General features: G+C 39.9%; 15 protein-coding genes. 8 read left to right on the top strand and 7 right to left on the bottom strand.

Going from position 1 to position 13,649, the window contains the following annotated elements; all coding sequences use genetic code 11:
- Positions 1 to 53 precede the first annotated feature (53 nt).
- Complete coding sequence (gene tatA / locus ACZ9EE_RS29050; RefSeq protein ID WP_476032036.1) at positions 54 to 251, bottom strand: twin-arginine translocase TatA/TatE family subunit; 198 nt, start codon at positions 249 to 251, stop codon at positions 54 to 56.
- A gap of 86 nt (positions 252 to 337) precedes the next feature.
- Complete coding sequence (tatC, locus tag ACZ9EE_RS29045) at positions 338 to 1,075, bottom strand: twin-arginine translocase subunit TatC (protein ID WP_476032035.1); 738 nt, start codon at positions 1,073 to 1,075, stop codon at positions 338 to 340.
- 178 nt (positions 1,076 to 1,253) lie between these two features.
- Here tatC and ACZ9EE_RS29040 point away from each other — a divergent pair, with 178 nt between their 5' ends.
- From ACZ9EE_RS29040 to ACZ9EE_RS29030, 3 genes are read left to right on the top strand one after another with little or no spacing between them, the layout of a single operon-like run.
- Entirely contained in the window at positions 1,254 to 1,514 is a 261-nt protein-coding gene (locus ACZ9EE_RS29040) for a hypothetical protein (protein WP_476032034.1), read from the top strand.
- Positions 1,515 to 1,537: 23 nt separating this feature from the next.
- On the top strand, positions 1,538 to 1,726 hold the full coding sequence (locus tag ACZ9EE_RS29035) for a hypothetical protein (RefSeq protein ID WP_476032033.1): 189 nt from the start codon (positions 1,538 to 1,540) through the stop codon (positions 1,724 to 1,726).
- Positions 1,680 to 1,892, top strand: a complete 213-nt coding sequence (locus ACZ9EE_RS29030) for a c-type cytochrome (protein ID WP_476032032.1) — start codon at positions 1,680 to 1,682, stop codon at positions 1,890 to 1,892. Before ACZ9EE_RS29035 ends, ACZ9EE_RS29030 begins: the two co-directional genes overlap by 47 nt.
- 93 nt (positions 1,893 to 1,985) lie before the next feature.
- On the opposite strand, the gene ACZ9EE_RS29025 is transcribed toward ACZ9EE_RS29030, so the two are convergent.
- The 5 genes from ACZ9EE_RS29025 to allC form a co-directional block, all read right to left on the bottom strand.
- A complete protein-coding gene (locus ACZ9EE_RS29025) occupies positions 1,986 to 3,176 on the bottom strand; it encodes a MalY/PatB family protein (protein WP_476032031.1) in 1,191 nt (396 codons plus the stop codon).
- A 190-nt stretch (positions 3,177 to 3,366) separates the two neighbouring features.
- Positions 3,367 to 4,173: a hypothetical protein gene (locus tag ACZ9EE_RS29020; RefSeq protein ID WP_476032030.1), complete on the bottom strand. Its 807-nt coding sequence runs from the start codon at positions 4,171 to 4,173 to the stop codon at positions 3,367 to 3,369.
- A 122-nt stretch (positions 4,174 to 4,295) separates the two neighbouring features.
- On the bottom strand, positions 4,296 to 5,150 hold the full coding sequence (locus ACZ9EE_RS29015) for a spore coat protein (RefSeq protein ID WP_476032029.1): 855 nt from the start codon (positions 5,148 to 5,150) through the stop codon (positions 4,296 to 4,298).
- 47 nt (positions 5,151 to 5,197) lie between these two features.
- The gene (locus ACZ9EE_RS29010) at positions 5,198 to 6,460 is read right to left on the bottom strand and encodes a pyridoxal-phosphate-dependent aminotransferase family protein (RefSeq protein WP_476032028.1); all 1,263 of its coding nucleotides are present in this window, start codon (positions 6,458 to 6,460) and stop codon (positions 5,198 to 5,200) included.
- A 15-nt stretch (positions 6,461 to 6,475) separates the two neighbouring features.
- Positions 6,476 to 7,723, bottom strand: coding sequence for an allantoate deiminase (gene allC / locus ACZ9EE_RS29005; RefSeq protein WP_476033139.1), 1,248 nt, complete (start codon positions 7,721 to 7,723; stop codon positions 6,476 to 6,478).
- 198 nt (positions 7,724 to 7,921) lie between these two features.
- Here allC and ACZ9EE_RS29000 point away from each other — a divergent pair, with 198 nt between their 5' ends.
- The 5 genes from ACZ9EE_RS29000 (at position 7,922) to uraH (ending at position 13,435) form a co-directional block, all read left to right on the top strand.
- Positions 7,922 to 9,523: a PucR family transcriptional regulator gene (locus tag ACZ9EE_RS29000; protein ID WP_476032027.1), complete on the top strand. Its 1,602-nt coding sequence runs from the start codon at positions 7,922 to 7,924 to the stop codon at positions 9,521 to 9,523.
- A 179-nt stretch (positions 9,524 to 9,702) separates the two neighbouring features.
- On the top strand, positions 9,703 to 11,028 hold the full coding sequence (locus ACZ9EE_RS28995) for a nucleobase:cation symporter-2 family protein (protein WP_476032025.1): 1,326 nt from the start codon (positions 9,703 to 9,705) through the stop codon (positions 11,026 to 11,028).
- Between the two features lie 16 nt (positions 11,029 to 11,044).
- Complete coding sequence (gene uraD, locus ACZ9EE_RS28990) at positions 11,045 to 11,554, top strand: 2-oxo-4-hydroxy-4-carboxy-5-ureidoimidazoline decarboxylase (RefSeq protein ID WP_476032024.1); 510 nt, start codon at positions 11,045 to 11,047, stop codon at positions 11,552 to 11,554.
- Between the two features lie 53 nt (positions 11,555 to 11,607).
- Positions 11,608 to 13,035: an NAD(P)-binding domain-containing protein gene (locus tag ACZ9EE_RS28985; protein ID WP_476032023.1), complete on the top strand. Its 1,428-nt coding sequence runs from the start codon at positions 11,608 to 11,610 to the stop codon at positions 13,033 to 13,035.
- Between the two features lie 46 nt (positions 13,036 to 13,081).
- Positions 13,082 to 13,435 carry a hydroxyisourate hydrolase gene (gene uraH / locus ACZ9EE_RS28980; protein ID WP_476032022.1) on the top strand — a complete coding sequence of 118 codons (354 nt, stop codon included), beginning with the start codon at positions 13,082 to 13,084 and terminating at the stop codon, positions 13,433 to 13,435.
- Positions 13,436 to 13,649 lie beyond the last annotated feature (214 nt).

Below are 13,649 nucleotides of genomic sequence, written 5' to 3'. Positions count from 1 at the left end.
GGTTTGAATATTAGATCGATCTAGTAGATCGATCTAATAATAAAGCAAAAAAATTATTTTTGCTTCTCCTTCTTACTGTCGACTTCAAAAGGTTCTTTCACATCATCAACCATTTCTCTAGTTGACTTTTTAAACTCACGTAATGTATCGCCAACAGCTTTTCCTAATTGTGGCAATTTAGATGGACCAAATAGGATCAAAGCCAACACTAAAATGATAATTAAGCCTGGAACACCGATAGAACTTAACATCCACAAATTCCCCCTTTAGAATTAATTTTCTTTTACGGAAATAAAGCCCGCGTTTGTTATTAGATCGATCTAATAGATCAAACCAATTAACCATTGTTTTTTTTATAGACCCAGTTAGAACATAGAATGCTAACCTCATAGAGAATCAATAATGGAATACTAAAGATAAAATCTGATATAAAATCAGGTGGCGTGATCGTGATCGCCAAGACCACTAAAACAAAGTAAGCAACTTTTCTTATCTTTTTTAAAAACTTCGGATTTACCAAGCCAATCTTCGTTAGAAACACCATAATCACAGGTAATTCAAACATAAGGCTGACAGGTAATATAATGCCAAACATCATCTTAAAATACTGATTAATTCCATACGTTTCTGTCGCACCAATGGATTGATTAATGGAGGACAAGAAATGAATCATCATTGGGAATAAAACAAAATAGCTAAACGACACTCCCAAAATAAATAAGAATAACGTTATTGGGATGAATATCACTACACCCTTTTTTTCCTCGTCAGTTAACCCCGGTTTCACAAACAGCCACGTTTGATGCATGGCAACTGGTAAGGTAATTAATAAGGCCAAAACAAGCGCACATTTAAAATAAATCGCAATTCCATCTGCAAATCCAAACACATTCCATTCAATTCTAACTGCTGATGGCTGTGATTTAATATATTGTAAGATCGTCGGAGAAGCAATAAATCCTGCAATTAAGGAAAGGATTAAAAAAACTAGTACGATAATAATTCGCTTCCTTAATTCGGTTAGATGTGCAACAAGGAGCTGTTCTTGATCTTGTTGTATATTGGCTTGTTCCATAATAAATTGCTGAACACCCCTTTTTTAATAAATTAAAAACTAGTATACTTTATTTCGTTAGCCTAAAAAACAATTACTAGTATACGCCAATAATTAAAAAAAGCACAAACGTTTTGTCACAAAATGTTCAAAGTTAGCATATGCAAAATGAAATCAATGTCAATAGAGGTGTGAAATCATGACCACTCATATAAAAACTGAATTAACTTTCTTAAGTGAGCTCGTTTTCTCTTTACTGTTAACCGCCTGCTTAGGTGTTTACTGCGCTAAATCTTTTGATTCCTTTCCTTGGCTGGCCTTTATCGGAGCTCCAGTTGGTCTAGCTTTGATTGTCGCTTGTTGGGAACAGAAGAAAAATCAATGGACTCTTTTTATCGTAGGCTTATTAATCAACACCCTTGTATGGTCCATTTTTTTTAATTGGCATTCTTTTTTCTGAAAATAACTAATTAGGAGATTCATATGAAAAAAACAACCATGATAACTGGATTCAATATCATATTAGCAGCAGGCTTGGTATTTTTACTTTTCGTTTACGAAGGTCCTAAAAATTCTGAACCTGTATCTGCGAATGGAAATGTTACCGCATCTGCATCTGGAGGAAATGCGGAGGATATTGTCGGGAAAAAACTGTATTACTTGCCATGGTGACCAATTACAAGGCGGAGCCGGCCCGGCCTTAACTAAAATTGGTTCTAAATATAATCAAAGTGAAATAGAACATATTATTAAAAATGGTAAAAACGGTATGCCTGCAGGCGTGATTTCAGGTGACGATGTAGCCGTGGTCGCTAAATGGTTATCAGAGAAAAAGTAACCATTATACTTAGAAAATAGAAAAAGCAATGCCACACCCCTCTTCTGGGATTTGGCATTGCTTCTTTGAGTTTAATAAACATTTTATGCTGTCTTATTCTACCTCTTCAAATTCCCTGGCAATTCTCTCAAACGCTTCTTTTATCATTGGACGTGGTGATGGGATACAAATTCTTTGATAGTTTAGTCCTTCTTCACCAAACATTTTTCCGTCTTCTAGAATAACATTTGCCTTGTTATAAATCCGATCATGAACCTGTTCGGGTGTTAAGCCATACCCGCTAAAATCCATCCACATAATATATGTTCCTTCAGGGATTCTCACCTTAACCTTCGGCATGTTTTTAGCTAAAAAGTCAACGACCCATTCCATCGTCCCGTCAATGTATTCCTTTAGCTGCTCGAGCCATTCATCACCATCATGGTAGACAGAGATCAAGGCTGATACCGTGAAAGGCGACGGTAAGTGGTTACCCATTACACGGGTGAAGCTGATTCGATGTTTAGGATTGGTGATTATGACATTCGTACAATGAAGCCCGGCAAGATTAAACGTTTTGTTGATGGCTGTAAACGAGATAATATGGTCTTTATTTTCCGCTACTTTTGCGATCGGTATGAATGTTTGGTTCTGACGAATCAAATCACCATGGATTTCATCCGCGACAATTACCACATCATTTGATGCACAAATATCAGATAATTTCCGTAATTCTTCTTGGTTAAAGATCCTTCCAGTGGGATTATGGGGGTTACATAAGATGAACATTTTTGTCTTTTCATCTTTTGCCTTTTCCTCAAAATCGGCGAAGTCGATATGATAATACCCGTCTTCATCACATTTTAGGGCATTATTTAAGAGTTCTCGGCCGTTGGCTTCAATCACTGATGTAAATGGAGGATAAACTGGCCGTTGAATGATAATTCCTTCACCTGGATTAGTGAATGTTCTCACGGCTATATTTAAGGCATGAACGGTTCCTGGACTATAAATAATTTCTTCCTTCTTGATTTCCCAATCATGTTTCTTTTTGAACCAGTGTTGAATCGCTTCAAAATACTCGTCCGGAAAGATGGAATAACCGAAAATTCGATGGTCCACTGTTTTATGTAAGGCATCAATTAAGGGCTTTGGAACGGGTAGATCCATATCTGCCGTAAACAAAGGAATCGTCTCTTCGTCATACCTGTCCGTAAGACCCATCTTTTTAATCATTTCACCGCCATCCCACTTGATGGAATAGGTCCCTCTGCGATTAACAATCTCATCAAAATGATATTTCATGCATATCACCCTTCGTCGTCGAATAGAGTTTTGCAACTTTAGTAATCAGTCACTTCATATAATTTACATCTTACTCAAATCGTAACCCACAATAGCGAAACTTTCCATTTAATTCTCTTATTTTCACATAGAAACTGCCAGGACATTTCTAACATCCTGGCAGTACAAATGGTGACAGGCACCGTAAAGGTTAGAAATTGAGTTTGGAGATCATGTAGAGTTCGGCTTGAAGTTTGTCTAGGATTTGCGGGAAGGTGGTGTGCATGAATAGTGGGAAGAGGTCTTCAAGGGCGTCTTCGTAGGTCTGCCCCATAAGCTCTCGGAACTTAACGTACCTTTCATACAGGATAGCTTTTTCGTAATCAAGTCCCAATTCATAGAGGCCCTTAGAGAAATCTTCCCTTGGGATCTTCTTGATTTTTCGAAAGACATTCTCGTTTTTATCAATTAATTTTTCATTTAAGTAATGTGTTACATAATCAGAATAGATCATTTGGCCAATATCATCCGTATCCTGCTTGGAATAGTTAAATCCGATCACATGGTTGTCCTTACTTTCCTGAAGAATAAAGGTTTTATTGCCTCGTAAATGAGCTATAAAACTTTTGACGCTTCTATCAAACATTTTATCAAATTGGATGATTTGCTGGAGATTGTACGCAAATTCTTTATGTTCTTCCCCGACAACAAACAAACGGTCGACGATGGGTAATAGCTTTAATACTCCTTCTGATAATTGGCTTGATGCATCATAAATCGTAATATCATGCGCTTTCTTCATTTGTTTAACTTTGCGCTTTTGTTCAGGAACGGACAATTTAGAAAATTCATGGATCAACTCATTTGAAGGATTTTCTCTTTCTAAGGAACCATAGGAAATGAAAGCAACGGATAGATTAGTGTTTGTTTTTAACCAATGATAAATGGAAACAGACAATTCAGTTACCCCTGATTTTGCTTTTGGTGAATAAAAACCAACTAAATACAACTCTCTCACCTGCCTTTATTAATCATATTCGCAGATGGAAAATTGGAATGGGACAATCCTCTATGCTTGTAAATAATGCTGAAACAAAAGTGGACATGGCGTCTATCTGCCATGTCCACTTAGGAAAAAGTTTAATGATTGTAATGATGACTGCCGTTCTGCATATTACCTGGATTTCCCACCATTTGACCATACATTGGGTTTTGAACATGTTGCTGCTGCATTGCGCCAGTTGACATTCCGCCAACTTGGCCCATCGGCATCATATTTTGTCCCGATCTTGAAACATGTGATGGCTGGTTCATTTGAGTACCACCCATCATGTTGTTAACCATCATCCCTTGGTCAACACTTTGTGTTTGGCCAGGATTGACCATATACTGAGCCTTTAATGATTCATTGACAGGCTGAAAAGTGTGTAAATAGGTTTTCGCAGTATGATCTCTCATCGTTGGGATTTGATATTGCCCCTGCTGATTCATAAATAAAAATACTTCATAGGCTTGATTCACACAGTTAACAGCGCCATTTAAAAGAACTTGACGAAGATTAGGGTCGGCAATTTCTAGGGTAGCCCTTACGCCATTTGCCGCACCATTCTTATGGCAGATTAGCAAGGCACTAGCGATTTCATAATCATTAAAGGTGGTGTTCGTTTCAGGGGTTACCATGCTTGGATTATCCAACCCATATTGAATTTGATCCGGTTTAACGGACCCAACATGCGTATTTGGCGACATTGGCGCGAAATTTTGATAATCATGTGTATAAGAGACCACAGTATCATAGGATTTAATTTCTTCCTGTAAATGACGGTGAATCATTTCTTTTAACTGAGGGTTTTTCGCTTGTTGTGCATAGAGATTAAAATGGTTAATCATATTAATTTTTTCTGTTAAAATTTCATGGACTTCCATTGCTTCATGAGCTCCGAATGGCATCGATAACACTCCTTTTGTTTTCTTTAACAAAAGTATTATCCTCATGCATCCTCGCTTGTATGTGTATCATTGATTTTTCCATCGTGGTAAATTTAGGATAACTTTTCAACTGCTGTTCCAGTTGTGCGTTTTGCTTTATATACATCAAGGGATGCCTGCAATGCTTCTCCGCGATTAACATGAACGCCATGACGAATCAAAACTGCTTCTAATGCCCCTAATACAGTGAGGACATTTTCCTTACGGCAGCTATAGCCCATCGTCCCAATCCGCCAGATTTTCCCATGCAACGGTCCAAAGGAGGAAGCAATTTCAATACAAAATTCATCAAGGAGCATTTTCCGAACCGATTCTCCATCGACACCGTTTGGAATTTCTATACAAGTGACACAAGTAAGCTTATTATTTGAATCGCCAAAAAGTGTTAATCCCATCGCTTCTAGTCCGGCAATCAACGCTTTTTCATGAAGCCTATGGCGGTCAAATCGCTGCTCAAGCCCTTCTGTCAAAACAAGCCGCAATCCTTCGTGCAGTGCATAAATCATCGAAGTTGCTTCGGTATGATGATTGAGTCTTCTTGGGCCCCAATAATCCTGGAGCATACTTAAATCAAAATAATTGCTGGCAATCGCATGTTTACTGCGGGCATAACGCAAATCCTCTTCGGTTGCAATCCCGCGTTCCACCTTTTTACGGGCAAATAAGATGGTTTCAATTCGATCATTATAAGTAATGGGCGCCATCCCGGATGGTACGGATAAGCATTTTTGCGTTCCGCCAATCAAACCGTCAATGTACCATTCATCCGTATTGACCTCCACTCCTCCAATAGAGGCAACCGCGTCTACTACGAACAAAATATCCCGTTCCCGGCAAGCCTTACCGATCTCTGCTAGCGGCTGCATCCTCCCTGTTGATGTTTCACCATGAACGATGGCAACAATTTTTGGGTTAACTTGCTTCATTTCTGCAACAACTTGCTCCGAATCGAACACTTCTCCCCATGGGCAATCCATCGTATGAACCTCTGCACCATACCGTTCACAAATTTCGACTAATAAATGCCCGAAGCGGCCATAAATGGGGACCAGCACACGGTCACCAGGTTCAATGATACTGCATAGGATCGCTTCATTACCGGAACGGGATGTCCCATCAATTGGAAAAGCCCAATGATTCTTTGTTCGAAAAACTTGGCGGAGCATTTCCATGACTTCGTTCATAATACTTGTAAACGCTGGATCAAATTGTCCTAAAATCGGTGTACTCATTGCCCGTAATACACGCGGGTCCACTTCGACCGGTCCAGGAGTCATAATCGTGCGCTTTGGTGTATGTAACTCAGAAAAGACCATCTCTTCCATCTCCCTTTAATATGCTAATTTATATAAAACTTCGGTTAATAACTCAATTCCTACTTCTAAATCTTCCGGACCCGTATATTCAGTGGGTGAATGGCTAATCCCCTTCTGACTGGGAACAAATAAAAGGCACGTCGGACAGACATCACCGAAAACCTGGGCATCATGCCCAGCGCCGCTGATCATATTTTGATGACGAATATTTTTTTTCTCAGCAAGTTCTCGTGCCCATTCTCCCATCTGTTCGTCCATTTTAACCGGCTTAACGTCCATCCACTGAGATATGAAAAGTTCCATTTCTTTGGTTTTAGTGACCCGTTCAAACTCAGCAAAAATCTCGTTGCAATATTGATTGATCACGTTTTCCTCATGATGCCGTATATCGAGGCTGAACTCCACCTCACCGGCGACTACATTTGCTACATTAGGTTTAACGTGCAGGCTGCCAACCGTTGCGACTAATCCTGTTTCGATTTCCTTTGTTTTTTCCGTTAAGTAAGAAATTAAGCGGGATGCCACTGTGACCGCATCTTTTCGATAATGCATCGGTGTTGTCCCAGCATGATTACTTTCTCCTTTCACCAGAATCGTATAGCGGCGTTGACCCACAATATGGCTGACAATCCCCACTTGGTTTTCATTTTTTTCCAAAACCATCCCTTGTTCAATATGAATTTCAATAAATCGGTCGATATCATCTCGAACTGGTGTTTTATATAGGGCTGGATCAAAGCCAGCAGATTTCATGGCATGTAGAAATTCTATTCCATTAGGATCCTTTATATCCTTTACACGGTCGAGCGAATAGACACCGCTCATATTTCTTGACCCCCAAAAGGTTAAAGGAAAGCGACTTCCTTCCTCTTCACATAAGGAAACTACTTCGATTGTTTTTTTGGGGTATCCGTAAGCATCGAATAATCTTAAGACTGCTATCAAGCTGGCAATAATTCCATAGGCACCATCGTATTTGCCTCCTTCTATAACAGTATCAATATGTGAACCTGTCAGAATGGTTTTCTCGTCTGGATCTGTTCCTGGCAATCTACCGAATAAATTCCCGACACTGTCAAAATACGTTTGTAACTTCATTTGGTTCATTTTCTGTTTTAATGCCTGCTGTGCCTCTAGCCAGGCTGGTGAATACAAAAGTCTAGTTACTCCCCCTGTTTCAGTCTGCCCAAATGAAGCAAGCCATTCAATCATAGCTCCAACCTGCCCTTTATCTAAAAAATGTTTGTTCACTTGAATGGCCATCATCTTCTCTCCTTTTTAGCGTCATATTTAATAACATTTATAGTTATATAGATAGTTTACAATCCCCACAATTGAACTACATTAGCTGATTCGTAAAAATTTTCTAAATCTTTTATGCGAAATAACCAAAGTCTGATACAATATACGGAGATTACCTAACTTATAATGTTATATTTTCTTACATAAGGAGTGTTTTTGATGAAACTATATGAACTATTAGCCATCCCTCAATTAGAAGGAATGCAGATAATTGCCGGTGCTTCCGGACAAAACCGCGAAGTGGAGTCGGTCAATATGATGGATGCACCTGATATCATTCAATTTTTAAACCAGAATGAATTTCTAATCACAACGGCTTATCATCTCAAAGATGCCCCCCAGATGCTGACAGAACTAGTAAAAGCGATGTCTGAACATGGCTGCGCAGGACTAGGTATTAAAACTAAACGTTTTTTAGATCATATTCCGCAAGAAGTAATTACCGTAGCTAATGAGTTATCCTTCCCAATTATAGAACTCCCCTTGGATTTGTCTCTAGGACAAATAGTGAATCTAACCTTTCATACCATTCTGAATAAAAGAGCCGCGGAACTTAAATTAGTACTCGAAACACATAAGCAATTCACGAACATTATCATGCAAGGGAAAGGGATTCAATCCTTACTAGAGGATTTATCCCAGATAATCAAGCATCCAGTTCAATTAATAAATCAGCATTTTAAGCCAATTTCACAGTCAATCAACAACCTAGACTTCGCTTCATTATTGGATGGAATTTCAATCCCAGCAGCTAAATCATATCCCATTACCTTTTCATTCTTATCAACAAAACAAGACTGCACTTTATTTCCTGTTAACATTAGCGAAAAGAAAAACGGATTTCTCATGATCATTGGAGAAATCAAAAAAACAGATCAATTAACTTTATTAACAATAGAACAAGCCGCCAATGTTATTTCATTTTCGCTATTAAAAGAAAATGCACTAAAACAGCATGATCGAAGCATCCGTAATGATTTTTTTCTTCATTTTTTGGATGGCGCATTTGCCTCCCAAGAAGAAATTATCGGCCGGGCTACGGAGTTTTCCTTACACCACCACCAAATGTATATTTGCGCTGTCGGTAAAATCGATGGAGATCTTCAGCACTCCACTTTCACCCAACGCCACGAGAAGGAAGATGATATTTTTGATTTTATCGAAGAGGAATTATCAGCTAACACGCCCAAAATTCACTTTTTCAAAAAAGGTGATTCATGTATTCTGCTTTTCGAAATCCAAGACCCTCCCCTTACCCCCGCTGCATATGTGGAGACAAATTTATTACGGCTTCAAGAAAAAATATCCAACTATTCAGGAAACACGATTTCGTTTGGCGTAAGCACTATGTGTCAGAATTTCTTACATACAAAAAACGGTTATACAGAAGCAACCGACGCTCTATCACAAGGTAAACTGTCAAAGAAAACTCAATTTATCCAAACCTACCATACAAAAGACATTATGGAATTATTGCGGCAAATCCCCCTTGAAGACTTAAAAAATTATTATTCCTTCGCCCTTAGCGGTTTTAATCAAACAAAAACAGAGGAAGAACAATCCTTATTAGACACTTTATCTGTTTATTTAGAAACACACTGTCAGATTTCAGAGACAGCAAAAAGATTGTTTGTTCATCGCAATACCGTGGTTTATCGAATCGAAAAATGCGAGGAAATGCTCGGCAAAAGCTTGAAGGACTCCGAAACAACTCTGCAAATCAGACTTGCCCTAAGGATCAAGTCTTTATTAGAAAACTAAGCAGCTAACAACACTTCCGCTTTTGTTTTTGTTCAGAATGAATAGCGTAAATCTGAATTTTTAGTTAGTTTACACAATGACAGTTTAGGGCTGATTGATTAATATGGAACTAATCATTACGTACGATGTTACATTTTATAACATTAGTGATTATACAGATATTAAGGGAGGATTTACTTATGAACGAAAAAATCGGAAAGCCCAAAATTTTCTCATTAGGTTTACAGCATGTTCTTGCCATGTATGCAGGAGCCATTCTAGTCCCACTGATCGTGGGCGGAGCATTAAAATTTACTGCTCATCAGCAAGCATTCCTGATCGCGATTGATTTGCTGACCTGCGGGCTCGCCACGCTGCTTCAATCCATCAATAATAAATATATTGGTGTCGGCCTTCCGGTTGTTTTAGGAACTTCATTTGTTGCTGTATCCCCAATGATTACGATCGGCACTAATTATGGAATTACTGCCATTTATGGATCGATTATCGCAGCTGGACTATTCATTATCCTGTTTGCCAATGTCTATGGGAAATTATTAAAACTCTTCCCGCCGGTTGTAACGGGAACGGTCGTCATCATAATCGGTTTATCACTCATTCCAACCGGGATTAAGAATATGGGCGGCGGCGCAACAAGCCCTGAATTTGGCTCTGCTGAAAACCTGATCCTTTCCTTTGGTGTCTTAGCCTTCATCTTATTAATGAATCGTTTCTTTACCGGTTTTATGCGTGCTATATCAGTATTAATTGGAATTATCGCAGGAACCATTGCAGCTGCTTTTATGGGAAAGGTTAACTTTCAAGCAGTCACAGATGCCGCTTGGTTCCGGATCCCGACTCCTTTTTATTTTGGCATTCCCACCTTTGAGATTGTCCCGGTATTAACAATGATTATTGTCGGAACGGTTATCCTCGTTGAATCAACAGGCGCCTTCCTCGCTTTAAGTAAAATTACGGGTAAAGATCTGTCCGAAAAAGACATCATCCGCGGCTACCGAACAGAAGGAATTGCTTTTACACTTGGCGGTTTGTTTAATGCCTTTCCATACAGTACTTTTGCTCAAAATGTCGGTCTTGTTCAGCTGTCCGGAATCAAAAATAGAAGTGTTACGATTGCAGCAGGTTTTATTTTAATCGGCTTAGGACTTGTTCCAAAAATTGCTGCTTTGGCAACGATCATTCCCACTGCTGTCCTCGGTGGAGCAACAGTCATCATGTTTGGGATGGTGGTGTCTTCTGGGATTAAAATGCTAAGCCGAGTCGATTTTTCTGACAATAACAATCTATTAATCATTGCCTGCTCGATTTCATTAGGTCTTGGGTCAACGGTAGTTCCTGAATTGTTTAAAGTTCTTCCGGAAACTCTCCGAATTCTGGTTGGTGATGGGATTATTACAGGCAGCATTTGTGCCATCCTTTTGAATCTAGTACTTTCTAAGCAACCTAAGAATTCCTTAACCGTTGTTCCAGATTCACCCTTAGCCCCTGATGTTAAAAGCTTGTAAGGAAAGGATATGAACCATGTACACGATCGAAAAAATTAACGAAACCACATTTCAACAATTTATAGAAATTACTGGTGGTATATTTGAGCATTCACCCTGGATCGCCGAACAAGCTGAAGGATTAAAACCCTTCCATTCGCTTTATCATTTACACCAAGAAATGGTTAATATAGTGAAAAACTCCTCCTTAGAACAAAAATTGGCGCTCATTAAAGCCCACCCCAATCTAGGGGACCGGGTGGCAATGACGGCTGATTCCATTGAGGAACAAAAAGGAGCCGGCTTACAAAACCTTACCCCGTTAGAATACAACCAATTGATCACGATGAATCAACGGTATATGGAAAAATTCAGCTTCCCTTTCATTCTGGCAGTTCGCGGTAAAAACAAGCAACAAATTTACGAATCAATAGAAGAAAGAATCAATCACTCAAAAGAGGTAGAGTTTGAAACAGCTCTTACAGAAATATTTAAAATTGCCTTGCTTCGATTAGAAGAGAAAATGACTGATCGTACGGTCATGTAAAAAAGTGTTCTTGGGGCTTATCTAAAAAATAGAATTGAAAGAGATGATAGTTTATGAGTCTAGAAGCATTGAACCAACAAGTCAAAAAAGATCTTTCCTATCTTTCATTCGGCGGGACAGATTGGGTCCGTCCGCTCCAGCATCCTTCAGGACATGTCTATGATGTTATCATTATCGGCGGTGGTCAAAGCGGTTTAGCCGCCGCTTTTGGGCTTATGCGGGAACGGATCACGAACATCCTTGTTTTGGACGAAAACCCTGAAGGCTTTGAAGGCCCCTGGGAAACCTACGCCCGGATGGTAACTTTAAGAACACCGAAACATATAACTTCCATTGACCTTGGGATCCCGTCTCTGACCTTCAGATCGTGGTGGGAGGCACAATTTGGGGCAAAAAGCTGGGAAGCAATCGAAAAAATACCGCGGGGAGACTGGATGAACTATCTGCGCTGGTATCGGGAGGTTCTTGGTCTTCCGGTTCGAAACAAGGTCACGCTCAATCTAATCGAGCCTTTAGAAAATGATTTCTACCGGCTGCACTTGACTGGCCGAGGTATAGATGAAAACACACTATTAGCTCGAAAAGTCATTTTGGCGACAGGTATTCAAGGCGGCGGCGAGTGGCACGTCCCTGCTATGATTGCAGAAAAATTACCACCCCACCTCTACACACACACTTCAAAACCGATTGATTTTCAAGCTTTAAAAGGTAAAAAGGTGGCTATTTTGGGCGGAGGAGCATCTGCCTTTGATAACGCACATTTTGCGCTGACAAATGGTGTCGCTGAAGCACATGTCTTTGTACGCCGCAAAGAAATGCAGCGAATCAACCCCATCCGTCAGATGGAAGGTTCAGGATTGATTGAACGGTTCCAGATACTATCAGACGAAGATAAATATAAGGTCATGTCCCATTTCTTTAAACACAGCCAACCTCCGACCAATGATACGTTCGGACGGGCCTCCTCACGCCCAGGTTTTAAACTGCACTTAGCTTCACCGTGGCTTGATGTAGAAGAGACGGGTGAAGGTGCGACTGTGACCACACCAAAAGGGACGTTCACCTTTGATTTCTTAATTATCAGTACCGGTTTGGTTACCGATCCTGCTTTACGGCCGGAGCTTAGGTTAGTAGAAAAACACATCATACGCTGGGGCGATCGTTACAAAGCTCCTGACGAAATCGCTAATCCGATGATTGATTCACACCCGTATCTCAGCCCAGGATTTGCTCTGCAAAGCCGGGATGAAGAGGGTAAAAAACTCCTGCACGGACTATTTGCTTTTAACTATTCGGCATTAATCAGCTGCGGGATCCTAGCTTCTGCCCTTTCCGGAATGAGATTTGGTATTCCAAAACTGGTTTCTGAAGTAGCAAATCAACTTTTTCTTGATAATCATAAAGAAATACTCGATGACTACTTTAACTATCAAGAACATGAATTTATCGCTGATTTAACTACCACCCACGAGTTAGCCTAAGCTTGCTCGCGGGGGTAGTTTTATTACATTAAGGAGAGGTGCGATTATGCCTGGTTTAACCACACATATACTTGATTTAACTCATGGTCAGCCTGCGTCAAATGTGACAATCGAGCTTTATTATTTTTCAAATGGGGCACGTCACTTGTTAAAAACAGCTAAAACCAATTCTGATGGACGCTTAGATCAACCATTTCTTTCAGAAGAAGATATGAAGATTGGCACATTTGAATTGAACTTCCATATCGGAGATTACTTTCGAAGTAAGGAGCTTGCGCTTCCTGATCCCTTATTTCTTGATCAAGTGCCAGTCCGGTTTGGTGTTGCTAATTTAGAAAATCATTATCATGTCCCACTGCTTATATCCCCTTTCGGCTATCAAATCTACCGGGGAAGCTAAACGAAGAGCGCAAGCGCCCTGGAGCCGGACAATTCTCAAAGTCGAAAACCTTTATATTTCTTAACATAAAGGCTCTGTTAAACGATATGGTGGTTTTTTATACTCTGTTGATTGGAGCGGAAGGCGCTCGACTCCTGCGGGAGTAAGGGGCAGTGGAGACCCCACAGGCGCTATGCGAGGGCACTGAAAAACTTACGTTTTTTTAACTTTTCAA

The sequence above is a fragment of the Bacillus sp. URHA0034 genome (assembly GCF_056280405.1).
The sequence above is the reverse complement of the archived record's forward strand: the minus strand, read 5'-3'. Positions and strand labels throughout refer to the sequence as shown.

Excerpts from the sequence above, each read along its gene's own strand:
- tatA (WP_476032036.1), bottom strand. The coding sequence starts at position 251 with ATGTTAAGTTCTATCGGTGTTCCAGGCTTAATTATCATTTTAGTGTTG.
- tatC (WP_476032035.1), bottom strand. The coding sequence starts at position 1,075 with ATGGAACAAGCCAATATACAACAAGATCAAGAACAGCTCCTTGTTGCA.
- ACZ9EE_RS29040 (WP_476032034.1), top strand. The coding sequence starts at position 1,254 with ATGACCACTCATATAAAAACTGAATTAACTTTCTTAAGTGAGCTCGTT.
- ACZ9EE_RS29035 (WP_476032033.1), top strand. The coding sequence starts at position 1,538 with ATGAAAAAAACAACCATGATAACTGGATTCAATATCATATTAGCAGCA.
- ACZ9EE_RS29030 (WP_476032032.1), top strand. The coding sequence starts at position 1,680 with ATGCGGAGGATATTGTCGGGAAAAAACTGTATTACTTGCCATGGTGAC.
- ACZ9EE_RS29025 (WP_476032031.1), bottom strand. The coding sequence starts at position 3,176 with ATGAAATATCATTTTGATGAGATTGTTAATCGCAGAGGGACCTATTCC.
- ACZ9EE_RS29015 (WP_476032029.1), bottom strand. The coding sequence starts at position 5,150 with ATGAGGATAATACTTTTGTTAAAGAAAACAAAAGGAGTGTTATCGATG.
- ACZ9EE_RS29010 (WP_476032028.1), bottom strand. The coding sequence starts at position 6,460 with ATGGTCTTTTCTGAGTTACATACACCAAAGCGCACGATTATGACTCCT.
- allC (WP_476033139.1), bottom strand. The coding sequence starts at position 7,723 with ATGGCCATTCAAGTGAACAAACATTTTTTAGATAAAGGGCAGGTTGGA.
- ACZ9EE_RS29000 (WP_476032027.1), top strand. The coding sequence starts at position 7,922 with ATGAAACTATATGAACTATTAGCCATCCCTCAATTAGAAGGAATGCAG.
- ACZ9EE_RS28995 (WP_476032025.1), top strand. The coding sequence starts at position 9,703 with ATGAACGAAAAAATCGGAAAGCCCAAAATTTTCTCATTAGGTTTACAG.
- uraD (WP_476032024.1), top strand. The coding sequence starts at position 11,045 with ATGTACACGATCGAAAAAATTAACGAAACCACATTTCAACAATTTATA.
- ACZ9EE_RS28985 (WP_476032023.1), top strand. The coding sequence starts at position 11,608 with ATGAGTCTAGAAGCATTGAACCAACAAGTCAAAAAAGATCTTTCCTAT.
- uraH (WP_476032022.1), top strand. The coding sequence starts at position 13,082 with ATGCCTGGTTTAACCACACATATACTTGATTTAACTCATGGTCAGCCT.